Below are 17,557 nucleotides of genomic sequence, written 5' to 3'. Positions count from 1 at the left end.
CGGTGCAGCTACGCAAGACTGCGTCCAGCGGACATTCCGCGGTGAGACTTGCTCGCAAGGCTCACGACGGGCCGCAACCGCCGTGGTTTCTTATTGTGTCTTAACGCTTCTTGCGGTTGGCAATGTGGATGGCGCCGCCATTCACAGCCAGAGCAGCTTCGTGCAAGGCTTCAGACAGGGTCGGATGGGAGAAAACCATCATGCCCAGGTCTTCAGCGCTGGTGCCGAATTCCATACCGATCGCGCCCTGCTGAACCAGTTCTGCAGCGCTCGGGCCAATCACGTGCACGCCCAATACGCGGTCAGTCTTGGCATCAGCGATGACCTTGACGAAACCACCGGTATCGTTGGCGGCCATGGCACGGCCGGAAGCGGCGAACGGGAAGGTGCCGACGTTAACTTCAACGCCTTCGGCTTTCAAGGCCTGCTCGGTTTTGCCAACCCACGCGATTTCCGGGTGAGTATAAATAACCGAAGGGATCAGGTCATAGTTCATCTGAGCCTTGTGGCCCTTGATGCGCTCGACAACCATGATGCCCTCTTCCGAGGCCTTGTGCGCCAGCATCATGCCGCGAACCACGTCACCGATGGCGTAAACGCCCGGTACGGTGGTGGCGCAGTGATCGTCAACGTGCACGAAACCGCGCTCGTCCAGGGTCACGCCGCTGTCGGCAGCCAGCAGATCAGTGGTCACCGGACGGCGACCAACGGCTACGATCAGCTTGTCGAAAGTGATGGACTGTTCGCCGTTGGCATCGGTGTAGTTAACCACGACTTCGTCGCCGTTCACTTTCGAACCGGTTACGCGAGCACCCAGCTTGATGTCCAGACCTTGCTTGGTCAGGGTTTTCAGCGCTTCCTTGGAAACAGCGGTGTCCGCTGCCATCAGGAAGGTGTCCAGTGCTTCGAGGACAACCACTTCGGAACCCAGACGCGACCACACCGAACCCAGTTCCAGACCGATCACGCCAGCGCCGATCACGCCCAGACGCTTAGGTACGGACTGGAATTCCAGAGCGCCAGTCGAATCGACGATGACTTTCTGATCGACCGGAGCCGGTGGGATGTCGATCGGACGCGAACCTGGAGCCAGGATGACGTTTTCGGCTTCGATGACTTCAACCGAACCGTCCGGCTTGGTGACTTCAACTTTCTTGCCAGCCAGCAGCTTGCCGTGGCCCTGGATCGAAGTAACGCCGTTAGCCTTGAACAGGGTGGCAACGCCGCCAGTCAGGTTCTTGACGATGCCAGCCTTACGGCCAACCATCGCAGCGACGTCCATTTTGACTTCGCCGGTCGAGATACCGTGAACGTTGAAGCTCTCTTTGGCTTCCTTGTACTTCCAGGAGCTGTCCAGCAGCGCCTTGGACGGAATGCAGCCGACGTTCAGGCAAGTACCGCCGAGGGCCTGTTTGCCTTCAGCGTCGGTGTACTTCTCGATGCAGGCAGTGGTGAGACCCAGCTGCGCGGCCTTGATGGCAGCAACATAGCCGCCAGGGCCGGCACCGATCACTACTACGTCAAATTTCTGCGACATTCAAAAAATCCTCTTTAGCGAAAAGCTTCAAGCCGCGCGCTGCGGGCCGTACCGCCGTTGCCGACGGTACGCCACCCGCAGCGCATGGCTGCTTCTATCAGATATCCAGCAACAGACGAGCCGGATCTTCCAGCAGGTTCTTGATGGTCACCAGGAAGGTTACAGCTTCTTTGCCATCGATCAGACGGTGATCGTAGGACAGTGCCAGGTACATCATCGGACGGATCACGACCTGACCGTTGATGGCCATAGGACGCTGGATGATGTTGTGCATGCCCAGAATCGCTGCCTGCGGCGGGTTGACGATCGGAGTCGACATCATCGAACCGAAGGTACCACCGTTGGTGATGGTGAAGGTACCGCCGGTCATCTCTTCCATCGACAGTTTGCCGTCACGGGCTTTCTTGCCGAACGTGGCGATGCCGCCTTCGATTTCAGCCAAGCTCATCAGCTCGGCGTTACGCAGAACCGGAACGACCAGACCACGGTCGCTGGAAACGGCAACACCGATGTCGGCGTAGCCGTGGTAAACGATGTCTGCACCGTCGATCGAAGCGTTGACCGCCGGGAAGCGTTTCAGCGCTTCGGTGGCAGCCTTGACGAAGAACGACATGAAGCCCAGGCGTACGCCGTTGTGGGACTTCTCGAACAGGTCCTTGTACTTCGAACGCAGCGCCATGACTTCGGTCATGTCGACTTCGTTGAAAGTGGTCAGCATTGCCATGTTCGACTGGGCTTCAACCAGACGCTCGGCAACCTTGGCACGCAGACGGGTCATCGGTACGCGCTTCTCAACGCGATCACCGGCAGCGAATACCGGAGCAGCAGCGGCTGGAGCAGTGGCTTTTGCAGGAGCAGCAGCCGGAGCGGCTTTCTTCGCGGCTACAGCAGCGACCACGTCTTCCTTGGTCACACGACCGCCTTTGCCGGTACCGGCAACGGAAGCGATGTTGATGCCGTTTTCTTCAGCCAGCTTGCGCGCAGCCGGAGCAGCAACAGGATCGTCTTCGCCTTCGGCAGCAGCCGGGGCAGCGGCAGCAGCGGCCGGAGCAGCAGCGGCGGCTGGAGCAGCGGCAGCAGCGCCGCCCGCTTCGATGGAGCCCAGGACTTCGTCGGACAGAACGGTGTCGCCTTCGTTTTTGACGATTGCGCCCAGCACGCCGTCAGCGGTCGCCAGCACTTCCAGTACGACTTTGTCGGTTTCGATGTCGACGATCAGGTCGTCACGCTTGACGGCGTCGCCCGGTTTTTTGTGCCAGGTGGCAACGGTGCCATCGGCAACCGATTCCGGGAAAGTGGGGGCTTTGATCTCGATAGCCATTATCTGTGGTTCCTTAAATTCGGTTTCAGGTGCGCGAAGGCGTTAAACGGTAAACGCGTCTTGCAGCAGTTTTTCCTGCTGCTCGGCGTGCATCGATGCGTAACCACATGCTGGGGCAGCAGAAGCCTCGCGGCCCGCGTACTCGAGTACGAGAGATTTGTCGAGGTTACCGATGCTGCGACGCAGGTGGTGCTGGCTGCAGTACCAGGCGCCCTGGTTCATCGGCTCTTCCTGACACCAGACGGCATGCTTGACGTTGGTGTAAGGCGCCAGGACTTCTTTCAAGTCGTCCTCAGGGAATGGATACAGCTGCTCGATACGCACGATGGCGATATCGTCACGGCCTTCGGCACGACGTTTTTCCAGCAGGTCGTAGTAGACCTTGCCGCTACACAGAACAACGCGCTCGACCTTTTTCGGGTCCAGGGCATCGATTTCCGGGATCACGGTCTGGAACGAACCTTCAGCCAGATCTTCCAGGGTCGAGACGGCCAGCTTGTGGCGCAGCAGCGACTTCGGCGTCAGCACTACCAGAGGTTTGCGCAGCGGGCGAATCACCTGACGACGCAGCAAGTGGTAGATCTGGGCCGGGGTGGTCGGCATGCACACCTGAATGTTGTGCTCGGCGCACAGCTGCAGGTAACGCTCAAGACGAGCCGAGCTGTGCTCAGGGCCCTGACCTTCGTAGCCGTGTGGCAACAGCATGGTCAGACCGCAGAGACGGCCCCACTTGTGTTCGCCGCTGGTGATGAACTGGTCGATAACAACCTGTGCACCGTTGGCGAAGTCGCCGAACTGGGCTTCCCAGATCACCAGCGCGTTTGGCGTGGTGGTCGAGTAACCATATTCGAAAGCCAGTACCGCTTCTTCCGAGAGGAACGAGTCGTACAGGTCAAAGCGTGGCTGACCGTCGTACAGGTTCTGCAGCGGAATGTAGGTGCCCGCGTCTTTCTGATTGTGCAGTACAGCGTGACGGTGCGAGAACGTACCGCGGCCGATGTCCTGACCGGTCATGCGGATCGGGTGACCTTCGAACGCCAGGGTCGCGTACGCCATGGTTTCGGCGTAACCCCAGTTGATCGGCAGGCCGCCGGCTTGCATCTTCTGACGGTCTTCGTAGATCTTCGCGACCTGACGCTGAACCACGAAGCCTTCCGGAATTTCCAGCAGCTTGGCGGACAGTTCCTGCAGGGTCTTCAGATCGAAACGGGTGTCGTGACGCGCAGTCCAGGCGTGGCCCAGATACGGACGCCAGTCCACGAACAGCTCTTTGTTCGGCTCTTTGACCAGCGATTTCACTACGTGCAGACCGTTGTCCAGCGCATTGCGGTACTCGTCGACCTTGGCCTGAACACGTTCAGCGTCCAGTACACCGGCCTGAGTCAGACGATCAGCGTACAGCTCACGGGTGGTGCGCTGCTTGGTGATCTGCTGATACATCAGCGGCTGGGTGCCGCTTGGCTCGTCGGCCTCGTTGTGGCCGCGACGACGGTAGCAGACCAGGTCGATCACCACGTCACGCTTGAACTGCATGCGGTAATCGATGGCCAGCTGGGTCACGAACAGCACGGCTTCCGGATCATCACCATTCACATGGAGGATCGGCGCCTGGATCATCTTCGCAACGTCGGTGGCGTACTCGGTGGAACGCGAGTCCAGCGGGTTGCTGATGGTGAAACCAACCTGGTTGTTGATCACGATGTGCACGGTACCGCCGGTCTTGAAACCGCGGGTCTGCGACATCTGGAAGGTTTCCATGACCACGCCCTGACCTGCGAATGCAGCGTCACCGTGGATGGAGATCGGCAGCACCTTCTCACCGGTCGGGTCGTTACGACGATCCTGACGGGCGCGAACCGAACCTTCTACCACCGGGGAAACGATTTCCAGGTGGGACGGGTTGAACGCCATGGCCAGGTGAACTTCACCGCCGGTGGTCATCACGTTGGACGAGAAGCCCTGGTGGTATTTGACGTCACCGGAACCCAGCTCGACCTTCTTCTTGCCTTCGAACTCGTCGAACAGCTCGCGCGGGTTCTTGCCGAAGGTGTTGACCAGCACGTTCAGACGGCCACGGTGGGCCATGCCGATGACGACTTCCTTGGTGCCGTAGGAACCGGAACGCTGGATCAGCTCGTCGAGCATCGGGATCAGGCTTTCGCCGCCTTCCAGACCGAAACGCTTGGTGCCCGGGTATTTGGTGCCCAGGTATTTTTCCAGGCCTTCACCGGCAGTCACGCGCTCAAGCAGGTGGCTCTTGATGTCGGCGGAGTACGTCGGACGACCACGCACGCTTTCCAGACGCTGCTGGAACCACTGGCGCTGCTCGGAATCGGTGATGTGCGTAAATTCAGCGCCGATGGTGCGGCAATATGTCTGCTGCAACGCTTCGTGAATTTCGCGTAGGCTCGCTTCCTCTTTGCCGATGAACAGGTCGCCGGCACGGAAGGTCGTATCAAGATCGGCATTGGTCAAGCCGTAATGATTGATCGACAGGTCTGCAGGTGCAGGACGCTGCCACAGCCCCAGCGGGTCAAGCTGGGCTGCCTGGTGGCCACGCATACGGTAGGCCTGGATCAATCGCAGCACTTCAACTTGCTTCTTCTCGTGCTCACTGCTCACGCTCCCGGCGGAAACCGGTTGAGCGCGGCGCTGGTTCTTTGCCAGCAGCACGAAATGATCGCGAATTGTGGAGTGCGAAACATCAGTGGCAGAGCTGCCGTCGGCAGGCAGCTTCTGAAAGTAGGTGCGCCACTCTTCTGGCACAGCGTTAGGGTCGTGCAGGTAGAGCTCATAAAGCTCTTCCACATAGGCAGCGTTTCCACCTGAAAGGTAGGCGCTGTTCCACATGCGCTGCATCACGCTTTCTTGCATGCTTGGTCACCCTCGGTTAGGGGAACACCATCGGCGTCAATACCGAGCAAACTTGCAGAAGTCCGAATGCAGCGACCAAAACAAGCCACTTAGGATCACGCTGATAGTCCGGGTACCAGCCCGGATGCCCCTGCTTGTCTCATTTCTTCAAAATAAGAGCTGCAGCTTGTGGCTACTGCTCTGGTTATAGCCATGACGCGGGTTGAAGCCCGCGCCACAGCCTCTTCGTTACAGCGGTTCTACGGTTACAGCAGCTGAATCACACGCCGCTCGAAAGCAGCATGTTACGGATGTGACCGATGGCCTTAGTCGGGTTCAGGCCTTTCGGACATACGTTGACGCAGTTCATGATGCCCCGGCAGCGGAAGACGCTGAACGGGTCATCGAGCGAAGCCAGACGCTCGGACGTCTTGGTGTCACGGCTGTCTGCCAGGAAGCGGTACGCTTGCAGCAGGGCAGCCGGGCCCAGGAACTTGTCCGGGTTCCACCAGAAGGACGGGCACGAGGTCGAGCAGCAGGCGCACAGGATGCACTCGTACAGACCGTCGAGCTTTTCACGCTCTTCAGGGGACTGCAGACGCTCGATGGCCGGAGCCGGCGTGTCGTTCTGCAGGTAAGGCTTAACCTTCTCGTATTGCTTGTAGAAGATGCTCATATCGACAACCAGGTCACGGATGACCGGCAAACCTGGCAGCGGACGAACGATCAACTTGTTGCCTTTTACGACAGCGGACAGCGGCGTGATGCACGCCAGGCCGTTCTTGCCGTTGATGTTCATGCCGTCGGAGCCGCAGACGCCTTCACGGCAAGAGCGACGATAGGAGAAACCCTCGTCCTGCTCTTTGATCAGGGCCAGCACGTCCAGCACCATCAGGTCTTTACCACCGGTATCGACCTGGAATTCCTGCATGAACGGCGCAGCGTCCTGATCAGGGTTGTAGCGATAAACACTGACTTGCAACATGGCGGTCACCCTTAATAAGTCCGGACTTTAGGTTCGAAAGTCGGAACAGTCTTCGGCGAGAAGTTTACGGCACGTTTGGCGACGCGTTTCTCACCCGGGAAGTACAGGGTGTGGCACAGCCAGTTTTCGTCGTCACGGTCTTCGAAGTCTTCACGGGCGTGAGCGCCGCGGGACTCTTTACGTACTTCGGCCGCGATGGCGGTAGCTTCAGCCACTTCCAGCAGGTTTTGCAGTTCCAGAGCTTCGATACGCGCGGTGTTGAACGCTTGCGACTTATCGTTGATCTTCACGTTGGCGATGCGCTTGCGCAGATCGGCCAGCTGAGCGATACCCTTCTGCATGTATTCGCCAGTGCGGAATACACCGAAGTAGTTCTGCATGCAGCTTTGCAGCTCGCGACGCAGGGTAGCCACGTCTTCGCCATCGGTACGGCCGTTCAGCGCGTTCAAACGCGACAGGGCAGCTTCGATGTCGGCTTCGGTAGCGTCGTCGTATTCGATGCCGTCGGTCAGCGCCTTTTCCAGGTGCAGGCCGGCAGCGCGGCCGAATACCACCAGGTCGAGCAGCGAGTTGCCGCCCAGACGGTTGGCACCGTGTACCGATACGCAAGCCACTTCACCTACGGCGAACAGACCAGGAATGATCTGATCCACGCCATCGGCGTTCTGGGTGATCGCCTGACCATGAATGTTGGTGGCAACGCCGCCCATCATGTAGTGGCAGGTCGGTACAACAGGAACCGGAGCAACCACCGGGTCAACGTGTGCGAAAGTCTTCGACAGTTCGCAGATACCTGGCAGACGGCTGTGCAGCACTTCCTCGCCCAAGTGGTCGAGTTTGAGCATTACGTGGTCGCCATTCGGACCGCAACCGTTGCCGGCGATGATTTCTTTAACCATCGAGCGGGCAACCACGTCACGACCCGCGAGGTCTTTCGCGTTCGGAGCATAACGCTCCATGAAACGCTCGCCGTGCTTGTTGATCAGGTAACCACCTTCACCACGGCAACCTTCGGTCACCAGTACACCGGCGCCAGCGATGCCGGTCGGGTGGAACTGCCACATTTCGATGTCTTGTACCGGCACGCCAGCACGCAGCGCCATGCCAACGCCGTCACCGGTGTTGATCAGGGCGTTGGTGGTGGAGGCGTAGATACGGCCAGCACCACCAGTGGCCAGTACGGTGGCCTTGGCGCGAATGTACGAAGTTTCGCCGGTTTCGATGCAGATCGCGATCACACCGACAAACTCGCCTTCCTGGTTTTTTACCAGATCAACAGCGTAGTACTCGTTCAGGAACGTGGTGCCGGCTTTCAGGTTGCCCTGATAAAGGGTGTGCAGCAGTGCGTGACCGGTACGGTCGGACGCTGCGCAGGTACGGGCAGCCTGACCACCTTTACCGTAGTCCTTGGACTGACCACCGAACGGACGCTGGTAGATACGGCCTTGCTCGGTACGCGAGAACGGCAGACCCATGTGGTCCAGCTCGAAAACGGCAGCCGGGCCTTCCTGACACATGTATTCGATAGCGTCCTGGTCACCGATGTAGTCGGACCCCTTGACGGTATCGTACATGTGCCAGCGCCAGTCATCGTTCGGGTCAGCGGACGCGATCGCGCAGGTGATGCCGCCCTGGGCGGATACAGTGTGCGAACGGGTCGGGAAAACCTTGGTGATCACCGCAGTCTTGTGACCGCCCTGCGCCAGCTGCAGCGCAGCGCGCATGCCGGCACCGCCGCCACCAATAATGATGGCGTCGAAAGAAATCGTTGGAATGTTAGCCATGACTCAGATACCCCAGAGAATCTGCACACCCCAGACGAAGTAAGCGAACATCGCAACGCCGCATACTGCCTGGAAAAGGAAACGTATAGCCGTCGCGGACTTGCCGAACGCCATTGGCGTCAGGTAGTCAGTCGCGATGGTCCACATGCCGACCCAGGCGTGAGCGCCGAGAGCAACAAGGGCCAGGAGGCTGAAAATACGCATCCCGTTGTGGGCGAACAGTTCATGCCACTGGGCGTACTCGAGGCCTGGGTGGGCCACGACGTATCCGATCAGAAAAATGAAGTAAGCCGCGAGAACGACCGCCGACACACGTTGCGCCATCCAGTCATAGAGGCCCGAACGCGAGAGGTTCGTGACGTTAGTTACCATATCCAGACTCCTGCCAGAACGATTACCACCACGGAAACGGCGATAACGATTTTCGAGCCCAGCTTGCCGCCTTCCAGCGTCTCACCGATGCCCATGTCCATGATCAAATGGCGCACACCGGCAACCAGGTGATACAGCAGAGCGGACAGGATGCCCCAAATCACTAGCTTGGCTAGCGGACTGGTCAGACACGCTTTCACCTGACCGAAGCCTTCCTCGGAGCTCAGCGACTTGTCCAATGCGTAAAGCATGATGGCAAGGCACACGAAGAGGATGACACCGGAGATACGGTGAAGAATGGACGTGTAAGCAGTGACTGGGAGTTTGATGGTCCTTAGGTCTAGGTTTACAGGTCGTTGGCTTTTCACGGCTTTTTTTTCACACTGAAGAGCCCCTAACAATCAGGGCAAAGTTGTTGGGGAGTGCACTGGTCAGGTAACCACCACCCAGGGATGCGACCCCCAATGAAAGCAAGCCCAAAAGCCCTTGGCGGTCGGTGGCCGAGTATAGACAGTTAGGCTACTAATGACAACGCAATCACCTACCCCCAATAGCTGATTGCACAAGTCGCATAAAAGGCGTAAATGGCAGTCAATTTCGAGGAAAAAGTGCGCTTAAAGCCTTCTGGAGCAAGACTTTAGGCAAATTGACATTCGAATTTATCTCACTATAGTGGTGCGGGCCCTGCGTGGGGGGTCTGTCTGATGGTTCAAGCATAAATAGGAGGCCACATGGCTGACAAAAAAGCGCAGTTGATCATCGAGGGCGCAGCCCCCGTCGAGCTGCCCATTTTAACCGGCACCGTTGGTCCCGATGTAATCGATGTTCGGGGCCTGACGGCCACGGGCCGCTTCACTTTCGACCCGGGTTTCATGTCGACCGCCTCGTGCGAATCGAAGATCACCTATATCGACGGCGACAACGGCATTCTGTTGCACCGCGGCTACCCGATCGAACAGCTGGCTGAAAAATCGGACTACCTGGAAACCTGCTACCTGCTGCTCAACGGCGAATTGCCGACTGCAGAACAGAAGGCCCAGTTCGTCAGCACCGTGAAAAACCACACCATGGTTCACGAGCAGCTGAAAACCTTCTTCAACGGCTTCCGTCGCGACGCCCACCCGATGGCCGTCATGTGCGGCGTAGTCGGCGCCCTCTCGGCCTTCTACCACGACTCCCTGGACATCAATAACCCGCAGCATCGCGAAATCTCCGCGATCCGTCTGGTCGCCAAGATGCCAACCCTGGCAGCGATGGTTTACAAGTACTCCATGGGCCAACCCATGATGTACCCGCGCAACGACCTGACGTACGCGGAAAACTTCCTGCACATGATGTTCAACACCCCGTGCGAGATCAAACCGATCAGCCCGGTACTCGCCAAGGCCATGGACCGGATCTTCATCCTCCACGCCGACCACGAGCAGAACGCATCGACGTCCACCGTGCGCCTGGCAGGTTCCTCGGGTGCCAACCCGTTCGCCTGTATCGCCGCCGGTATCGCCGCACTGTGGGGCCCTGCCCACGGCGGTGCGAACGAAGCCGTTCTGACCATGCTTGACGAGATTGGCGATGTGTCCAACATCGACAAGTTCATCGCCAAGGCCAAGGACAAGAACGATCCGTTCAAGCTGATGGGCTTCGGTCACCGTGTTTACAAGAACCGCGACCCTCGCGCGACTGTCATGAAGCAGACCTGCGACGAAGTACTGAAGGAACTGGGCATCAACAACGATCCGCAACTCGAACTGGCCATGCGCCTGGAAGAGATCGCGCTGACCGACCCGTACTTCATCGAGCGCTCGCTGTACCCGAACGTCGACTTCTACTCGGGGATCATCCTCAAGGCGATCGGCATTCCTACCAGCATGTTCACCGTGATCTTCGCACTGGCCCGTACTGTGGGCTGGATTTCGCACTGGAAAGAAATGCTCTCCAGCCCGTACAAGATTGGCCGTCCGCGCCAGTTGTACACTGGCTACGAGTCGCGTGATATCACCAAGCTGGAAGACCGCAAATAAGGCTTGTCTTGCGATAACGTCTTTGAGTTGTATCGGGAACGGCCTCTTATATAGAGGCCGTTTTTGTTTGTCTGGTCGCAGCGGCCTGTGGGCCGACTGGTTTTTTGGTTTTTTGGGTGTATATCCGTTGCTTCGGGTGTTGCTGATTACGGTTCCGCCCTTACGGCGGGTCACTTTTTCCAAACGCCGAAAAAGTAACCAAAAAGGCTTCCCCCGGCGTACGGCACTTCGCTGAGGCTCATTGTTCCCTCGCTACGGTGTCCATCCGGGGGCATCGCCTCCGGTTTGCTTCGCTGCACCTCCTCTCGATGTATGCGGCTCCGCCGCATGGCGCTGCGCGCCTACCCCCCTGATGGACACCTACGCTCGGCCTGCCGAAGGGGCAAAAGATCAAAAGCCAAAGCAAGATCAAAAACCAGATCAAGAGCCCCTCACCCTAGCCCTCTCCCGGAGGGAGAGGGGACTGATCGCGGTGTTTGGGAGAGTTACGCCGACGTGAAACACCCTGTCGAACTCAGGTTCTGAAAGGCTCAAAAATCGGCTCCCTCCCCTCGGGAGAGGGCTGGGCGGGCGGCGTTCCGATGAGGGGTAGATCCAACACAGAACACAAGCCGACCGCATGCTTTTCCACCACTCAACAGGATGAGCGCAAGCTCGGCTGCAGCTTTTGATCTTGATCCACGGGCGACGTCGGAAGGCTGAGTGGAGGGCTTGATCCGGGGGTGGGAGCGCAGCGACCGTTTGGCGCAGCCAAACACAGCGAGAGGAGGTGCAGCGAAGCAAACCGGAGGCGCTGCGCCCGGATCAATCCCGGAGCGAAGGGACCCCGAGCCTTAGCGAGCGGGCCGAACGTAGGAGCAAGCGTTTTTTTGCTTACTTTTTTTAGGCGTTTGTAAAAAAAGTGAGTCGCCGTAAGGGCGAAACCCTAAGCCGCCGTTACCGCAGCAACGGATATGTACCCAATAACCACCAAGGCCCGAGCCCGATAACCGCCCACAAAAAAAATGCCCCGATCTCTCAACCAGGGCATTTCACTCAAACCACGTAATCAGCGCTTAGTGCGAAACCGCCCCACTCGCCCCCAACCCCGTCTGCGAACGCACAAACTGCGGGAAGAACAGCGCCCGCTCGTTTTCGGCCGCCGCCGACTTGTCAGTAATCGAGAAGAACCAGATACCGATGAACGCAATGATCATCGAAAACAACGCCGGGTACTCGTAAGGGAAGATCGCCTTCTCATGATGCAGAATCTGCACCCAGATGGTCGGGCCAAGAATCATCAGCCCCACCGCACTCACCAGCCCCAACCAGCCACCGACCATCGCGCCGCGGGTGGTCAGCTTCTTCCAGTACATCGAAAGCAGCAGTACCGGGAAGTTGCAGCTTGCCGCGATGGAGAACGCCAGGCCGACCATGAACGCGATGTTCTGGCTCTCGAACAGGATACCCAGACCGATCGCCAGCACGCCCAGGGCGATGGTGGTGATCTTCGACACGCGAATTTCATCCTTGTCGTTGGCCTTGCCCTTCTTGATCACGCTGGCATACAGGTCGTGCGACACCGCCGAAGCACCGGCCAGGGTCAGACCGGCCACCACCGCCAGAATGGTCGCGAACGCCACCGCCGAGATGAAGCCGAGGAAGATGCTGCCACCCACCGCGTCAGCCAGGTGCACCGCCGCCATGTTGTTGCCGCCGAGCAGAGCGCCCGCCGCATCCTTGAAAGCCGGGTTGGTGCTGACCAGCAGGATCGCGCCGAAGCCGATGATGAAGGTCAGGATGTAGAAGTAACCAATGAAGCCGGTGGCGTACAGCACGCTCTTGCGCGCTTCTTTCGCATCACTCACGGTAAAGAAGCGCATCAGGATGTGTGGCAGGCCGGCAGTACCGAACATCAGGGCCAGACCGAGGGAGAACGCCGAAATCGGATCTTTCACCAAACCGCCCGGGCTCATGATCGCCTCACCTTTCGGGTGAACCTTGATCGCCTCGGAGAACAGCATGTTGAAGTCGAAGTTGACGTGCTTCATCACCATCAGCGCCATGAACGAGGCACCGGACAGCAACAGCACCGCCTTGATGATCTGCACCCAGGTGGTCGCCAGCATGCCGCCGAACAGCACGTACATGCACATCAGGATACCGACCAGAATCACCGCCACGTAGTAGTCGAGACCGAACAGCAGCTGGATCAGCTTGCCGGCACCAACCATTTGCGCGATCAGGTAGAACGCCACCACTACCAGCGAACCGCAGGCAGACAGGGTGCGGATCTGGGTTTGCCCGAGGCGGTAGGACGCCACGTCGGCAAAGGTGTATTTACCCAGGTTACGCAGGCGCTCGGCGATCAGGAACAGAATGATCGGCCAGCCCACCAGGAAGCCGATCGAATAGATCAGGCCATCGTAGCCGGAGGTGAACACCAGCGCGGAAATCCCCAGGAAGGACGCCGCCGACATGTAGTCACCGGCAATCGCCAGACCGTTCTGGAACCCGGTGATCTTGCCGCCCGCTGCATAGTAGTCGGCGGCCGATTTGTTGCGCTTGGACGCCCAATAAGTGATGCACAGGGTCGCACCGACGAACACCACGAACATGGCGATCGCGGAAACGTTGAGCGGTTGTTTGTGGACTTCGCCGGTCAAGGCGTCAGCGGCCCAGACGGCTGGAGCGAACGCTGCGATGCTCAAAAGAGCCAGTAGACGCCGGATCATTGCTGAGCCTCCTTGAGAATCGCATTGTTCAGGTCGTCAAACTCGCCGTTGGCGCGCCGTACGTAGATCGCGGTCAGGATGAAGGCCGAGACAATCAGACCGACACCAATCGGAATACCCCAGGTAATCGACGAACCGGGACTGAGTTTCGCCCCGAGCACTTGCGGCCCGTATGCGATCAGCAGGATGAATCCGGAGTACAGCCCGAGCATGATCGCCGAGAGTATCCAGGCGAACTTTTCTCTTTTTCGCACCAGCTCCTTGAAGCGCGGGCTGTTTTGAATCGAGAGGTAAATGCTGTCGTTCATTGTTTTTATCCTCGCAGCACAGATTATTGTTGGAACGTATCCACTGTATGCGGCTGCGGAACGGGTTCCAGACGACCTTAGTATTAGAACGACATGACGTTTTCGCCAATTTTTGGACGGTAATTAGCCGAAAGAGTTGGAAAGAGGCTTTGAAACAGCCGTAAACCCTGCAGGTGAGGGTTGCCCAGAAACAAATGTAGGAGTGAGCCTGCTCGCGATGGCGTTGTATCAGTCGACATTTGTATCAACTGAAAGGACGCTATCGCGAGCAGGCTCACTCCTACAGGGGAGCTGCGTTGAGCGGAGTTATTTGGTCCAGTCAGCCACGCGATCCGGGTGCTTGGCGACCCAATCCTTGGCCGCCGCTTCAGGCTTGGCGCCGTCCTGGATGGCCAGCATGACTTCGCCGATCTCGTCTTTCGACGCCCACTGGAAGTTTTTCAGGAACTTGGCGACTTCCGGAGCCTTGGTCGCGAGCTCTTTGCTGCCGATGCTGTTCACGGTTTCAGCCGCGCCGTACACGCCTTTCGGGTCGTCGAGGAAGCGCAGTTTCCACTTGGCGAACATCCAGTGCGGCACCCAACCGGTGACGGCAATCGATTCGTTCTTCTTCTCCGCACGGGTCAGCTCGGCAATCATGCCGGCGCCGGAACTGGCCTTGAGCGTATATTTGTCCAGGCCGTAATCCTTGATCGCCTGATCGGTTTTGAGCATCACGCCTGAACCGGCGTCGATGCCGACGATGCGGTTCTTGAAGGTGTCATCGGTCTTGAGGTCTTCGATCGATTTCGCCTTGACGTACTCCGGCACGATCAGGCCGATTTTCGCGTCCTTGAAGTTCGGGCCGTAATCGACGACCAGATCCTTGTTCTTCGTCCAGTACTCGCCGTGGGTCACCGGCAGCCATGCCGAGAGCATCGCGTCGAGTTTGCCGGTGGCCACGCCCTGCCACATGATCCCGGTGGCGACGGCTTGCAGCTTCACGTCGTAGCCGAGTTTCTGCTTGATCACCTCGGCCGCCACGTGGGTGGTCGCGACGCTGTCGGACCAGCCGTCAACGTAACCGATGTTCAGGGTCTGTTTTTCAGCGCTGGCGAATGTGGAACTCATCGCAAGTACCAGAGCGGCACCTGCGCCTAAAAGTCGTCGCATCTTCATCGTTTACTTCCCCGAAATGCTGCGCCCGACGGATGCCGGGCATCGTCAACGTATTGTTATGGTGCACAGCGCCCCCATCACGCCTGACCGCAAACTCGCTCGAATGCCAGTGGAGTACTGACGCTTTCGATCATCGGCCTGACGCCCACAGCGACCTGCTCTGTCAGCGACCTCAATACAGCGAGAAACGACATCAGAAGGCCATTAATCGCCTCGGAATAATTGGCGCCAGACAATCCGCCCGAACTTTGCATGTGCAAAGCATGCAGGCCACCAACCCGCGGATAAATGCAGGTAACATGCGTCGCTTTGCAGCCACTCGGCCTGACCATGTCCGCGACTTCCCGCTTCCCGTTTGTTCCTTATCTCTTCGCCTGCCTGCTCGGCCTGTTTGCCCTTGGCGGCTTCTGGTACGGCCTCGGCAAACCGGTGATCCTGCCGGACGCCGCAACCCCGACGCACAAGTTGCAATGCGCCTCCTACACGCCATTCGACAAGGACCAGTCGCCGTTCGACGTGCCGTTCAAGCTGCGCCCGGAGCGCATGGACGCCGACCTCGCCCTGCTGGCGACGCGCTTCGAATGCATCCGCACCTACTCGATGACCGGCCTCGAAGCCCTGCCGCAACTGGCGCGCAAGCACGGTCTGAAGTTGATGATCGGCGCCTGGGTCAACAGCAACCCGGTGGACACTGAAAAAGAAGTCGACCTGCTGATTGCTTCGGCCAACGCCAACCCGGATGTGGTCAGCGCGGTGATCGTCGGCAACGAAGCGTTGCTGCGCAAGGAAGTCACCGGCGCGCAACTGGCAAAGCTGATCAACAAGGTCAAAAGCCAGGTCAAGCAACCGGTCACTTATGCCGATGTCTGGGAGTTCTGGCTCAAGCACCCGGAAGTCGCGCCGGCGGTGGATTTCCTGACCATTCACTTGCTGCCGTATTGGGAAGATGATCCGTCGAACATTGACGTCGCTCTGCAACATGTGGCGGATGTACGTCAGGTGTTCGGCAACAAATTCGCGCCCAAGGACGTGATGATCGGCGAAACCGGCTGGCCCAGCGAAGGTCGCCAGCGAGAGACCGCCCTGCCTAGCCGGGTCAATGAGGCGAAGTTCATTCGCGGTTTTGTCGCGATGGCCGAGAAGGAAGGCTGGCATTACAACCTGATCGAAGCGTTCGACCAGCCATGGAAACGTGGCAGCGAAGGTGCGGTCGGCGGTTATTGGGGCCTGTTCGACGCCGATCGTCAGGACAAGGGCGTGCTCGCCGGGCCAGTGACCAATGTGCCGTACTGGAAGGAATGGCTGGGCGTCGGTGGGCTGATTTTCCTCGGAACGCTGCTACTCGGCGGCCGGGTTCGCACCACGCAATCGGCGTTGGTTCTGCCCCTGCTTGCGGCCGTTGCAGCCTGCTCGATCGGCGCCTGGGGCGATCTGGCGCGAGTGACCACGCGGTTTGCCAGCGAATGGCTGTGGGTCGGCTTGCTGACAGCGTTGAATCTGTTGGTGCTGGCGCATGCCGCGCTGACCTTGAGCAACCGTCAGGGTTGGCGTGAACGGGCGTTCCATCTGCTGGAACGGCGTGCTGGATGGCTGGTTGCCGTGGCCGGTTTTGCGGCGGCGGTGATGATGCTGGAGATGGTGTTCGACGCGCGTTATCGCAGTTTCGCCAGCATGGCGTTCATCCTGCCGGCGCTGGTTTTCGTGTGCCGTCCGGTCAGCGTGCCACGCCGGGAAATCGCCCTGCTGACCTTTATCATCGGCGCCGGCATTGCGCCGCAGCTGTATGAAGAAGGATTGTTGAATCAGCAGGCGTGGGGCTGGGCGCTGGTCAGCGGGTTGATGGTGGCGGCGCTGTGGCGCTGCCTGCGGGTTCGCAAAGGCTGATCTCCCGAGGCCAGTCTGGCCCCTTCGCGAGCAAGCCCGCTCCCACATTTAATCGGGTTCCTCCATTTGGAATGCAATCGAATGTGGGAGCGGGCTTGCTCGCGAAGGCTGACTCTTAGGCGCTGCGGGACGCCCGGACCAACCGCAATCCGCCAATCACCAGCGCAAACACCGCCAACGTCGTGTTGTACAACGCCAGCGCCGGCAGCCCGAACACCAGCGCCAGCACCGCCAGCCACCACCCTGCCCGTCCCGGCAGCACAAAACCGAGCAGCGCTGCGCCCAATGCCGTCCAGCCCAGCACCTTGAAGTGAATCATCAGCCCCAGGTTCGAGCGCACCGTGCATTCCCAACGGCTCGCCTCATCGACACAGATGCCGACCCACTGCCCATCTTCCATGAAGCCATAACGCACGCCATAACTGGCGGCCAGCCACAGCGGCAACAGCACGAGCAACAGAATCACGGGCAAGCGGCGGGACATGAATCTCTCCAATCAACGAAATCGGCGGCCAGCTTAATCTGCCCGCACGCATTGGCAAACACTAACAACTGTTAACTGGTCATCCGCGCCTTGCAAAGTGTATCGTCCAGCTACTATTACTCCGAATTCTGCCTGT

13 protein-coding genes are annotated in these 17,557 nt (G+C 58.9%); 2 read left to right on the top strand and 11 right to left on the bottom strand.

Annotated elements, in window-relative coordinates; translation table 11 throughout:
• Positions 1 to 100: 100 nt before the first annotated feature.
• The 7 genes from lpdA to sdhC form a co-directional block, all read right to left on the bottom strand.
• Entirely contained in the window at positions 101 to 1,537 is a 1,437-nt protein-coding gene (gene lpdA, locus V3W27_RS20020) for a dihydrolipoyl dehydrogenase (protein ID WP_007962860.1), read from the bottom strand.
• A gap of 97 nt (positions 1,538 to 1,634) precedes the next feature.
• A complete protein-coding gene (odhB, locus tag V3W27_RS20015) occupies positions 1,635 to 2,858 on the bottom strand; it encodes a 2-oxoglutarate dehydrogenase complex dihydrolipoyllysine-residue succinyltransferase (protein WP_258679000.1) in 1,224 nt (407 codons plus the stop codon).
• A 42-nt stretch (positions 2,859 to 2,900) separates the two neighbouring features.
• Positions 2,901 to 5,732, bottom strand: a complete 2,832-nt coding sequence (locus V3W27_RS20010; RefSeq protein WP_027614036.1) for a 2-oxoglutarate dehydrogenase E1 component — start codon at positions 5,730 to 5,732, stop codon at positions 2,901 to 2,903.
• Between the two features lie 259 nt (positions 5,733 to 5,991).
• Complete coding sequence (locus V3W27_RS20005; RefSeq protein ID WP_003223007.1) at positions 5,992 to 6,696, bottom strand: succinate dehydrogenase iron-sulfur subunit; 705 nt, start codon at positions 6,694 to 6,696, stop codon at positions 5,992 to 5,994.
• 11 nt (positions 6,697 to 6,707) lie between these two features.
• Positions 6,708 to 8,480, bottom strand: a complete 1,773-nt coding sequence (gene sdhA, locus V3W27_RS20000; RefSeq protein ID WP_150368038.1) for a succinate dehydrogenase flavoprotein subunit — start codon at positions 8,478 to 8,480, stop codon at positions 6,708 to 6,710.
• 3 nt (positions 8,481 to 8,483) lie between these two features.
• Positions 8,484 to 8,852, bottom strand: a complete 369-nt coding sequence (gene sdhD, locus V3W27_RS19995) for a succinate dehydrogenase, hydrophobic membrane anchor protein (protein WP_003222999.1) — start codon at positions 8,850 to 8,852, stop codon at positions 8,484 to 8,486.
• Positions 8,846 to 9,220: a succinate dehydrogenase, cytochrome b556 subunit gene (gene sdhC / locus V3W27_RS19990; protein WP_016773673.1), complete on the bottom strand. Its 375-nt coding sequence runs from the start codon at positions 9,218 to 9,220 to the stop codon at positions 8,846 to 8,848. Before sdhC ends, sdhD begins: the two co-directional genes overlap by 7 nt.
• Before the next feature lie 363 nt (positions 9,221 to 9,583).
• On the opposite strand from sdhC, the gene gltA reads away from it, so the two are divergent.
• Positions 9,584 to 10,873, top strand: a complete 1,290-nt coding sequence (gene gltA, locus V3W27_RS19985) for a citrate synthase (protein ID WP_003222994.1) — start codon at positions 9,584 to 9,586, stop codon at positions 10,871 to 10,873.
• Between the two features lie 1,055 nt (positions 10,874 to 11,928).
• Here gltA and V3W27_RS19980 read toward each other — a convergent pair.
• The 3 genes from V3W27_RS19980 to V3W27_RS19970 all read right to left on the bottom strand — a co-directional run bounded on the left by V3W27_RS19980 (position 11,929) and on the right by V3W27_RS19970 (position 15,053).
• A complete protein-coding gene (locus tag V3W27_RS19980) occupies positions 11,929 to 13,587 on the bottom strand; it encodes a cation acetate symporter (protein ID WP_097090116.1) in 1,659 nt (552 codons plus the stop codon).
• Entirely contained in the window at positions 13,584 to 13,895 is a 312-nt protein-coding gene (locus V3W27_RS19975) for a DUF485 domain-containing protein (protein ID WP_027613950.1), read from the bottom strand. Before V3W27_RS19975 ends, V3W27_RS19980 begins: the two co-directional genes overlap by 4 nt.
• A gap of 306 nt (positions 13,896 to 14,201) precedes the next feature.
• The gene (locus V3W27_RS19970; protein WP_098967873.1) at positions 14,202 to 15,053 is read right to left on the bottom strand and encodes a glycine betaine ABC transporter substrate-binding protein; all 852 of its coding nucleotides are present in this window, start codon (positions 15,051 to 15,053) and stop codon (positions 14,202 to 14,204) included.
• A 288-nt stretch (positions 15,054 to 15,341) separates the two neighbouring features.
• Between V3W27_RS19970 and V3W27_RS19965 the strand changes: the two genes are divergently transcribed.
• Complete coding sequence (locus V3W27_RS19965) at positions 15,342 to 16,937, top strand: glycoside hydrolase family 17 protein (RefSeq protein ID WP_330207346.1); 1,596 nt, start codon at positions 15,342 to 15,344, stop codon at positions 16,935 to 16,937.
• A 115-nt stretch (positions 16,938 to 17,052) separates the two neighbouring features.
• Here the strand turns inward: V3W27_RS19965 and V3W27_RS19960 are convergent, their stop codons facing one another.
• Complete coding sequence (locus V3W27_RS19960; RefSeq protein WP_115987144.1) at positions 17,053 to 17,421, bottom strand: hypothetical protein; 369 nt, start codon at positions 17,419 to 17,421, stop codon at positions 17,053 to 17,055.
• Between the last annotated feature and the right edge of the window lie 136 nt (positions 17,422 to 17,557).

The organism is Pseudomonas sp. AM14(2022) (assembly GCF_036346455.1).
Lineage (GTDB): Bacteria > Pseudomonadota > Gammaproteobacteria > Pseudomonadales > Pseudomonadaceae > Aquipseudomonas > Aquipseudomonas putida_A.
This window is presented reverse-complemented; position numbering and strand designations above follow the sequence as displayed.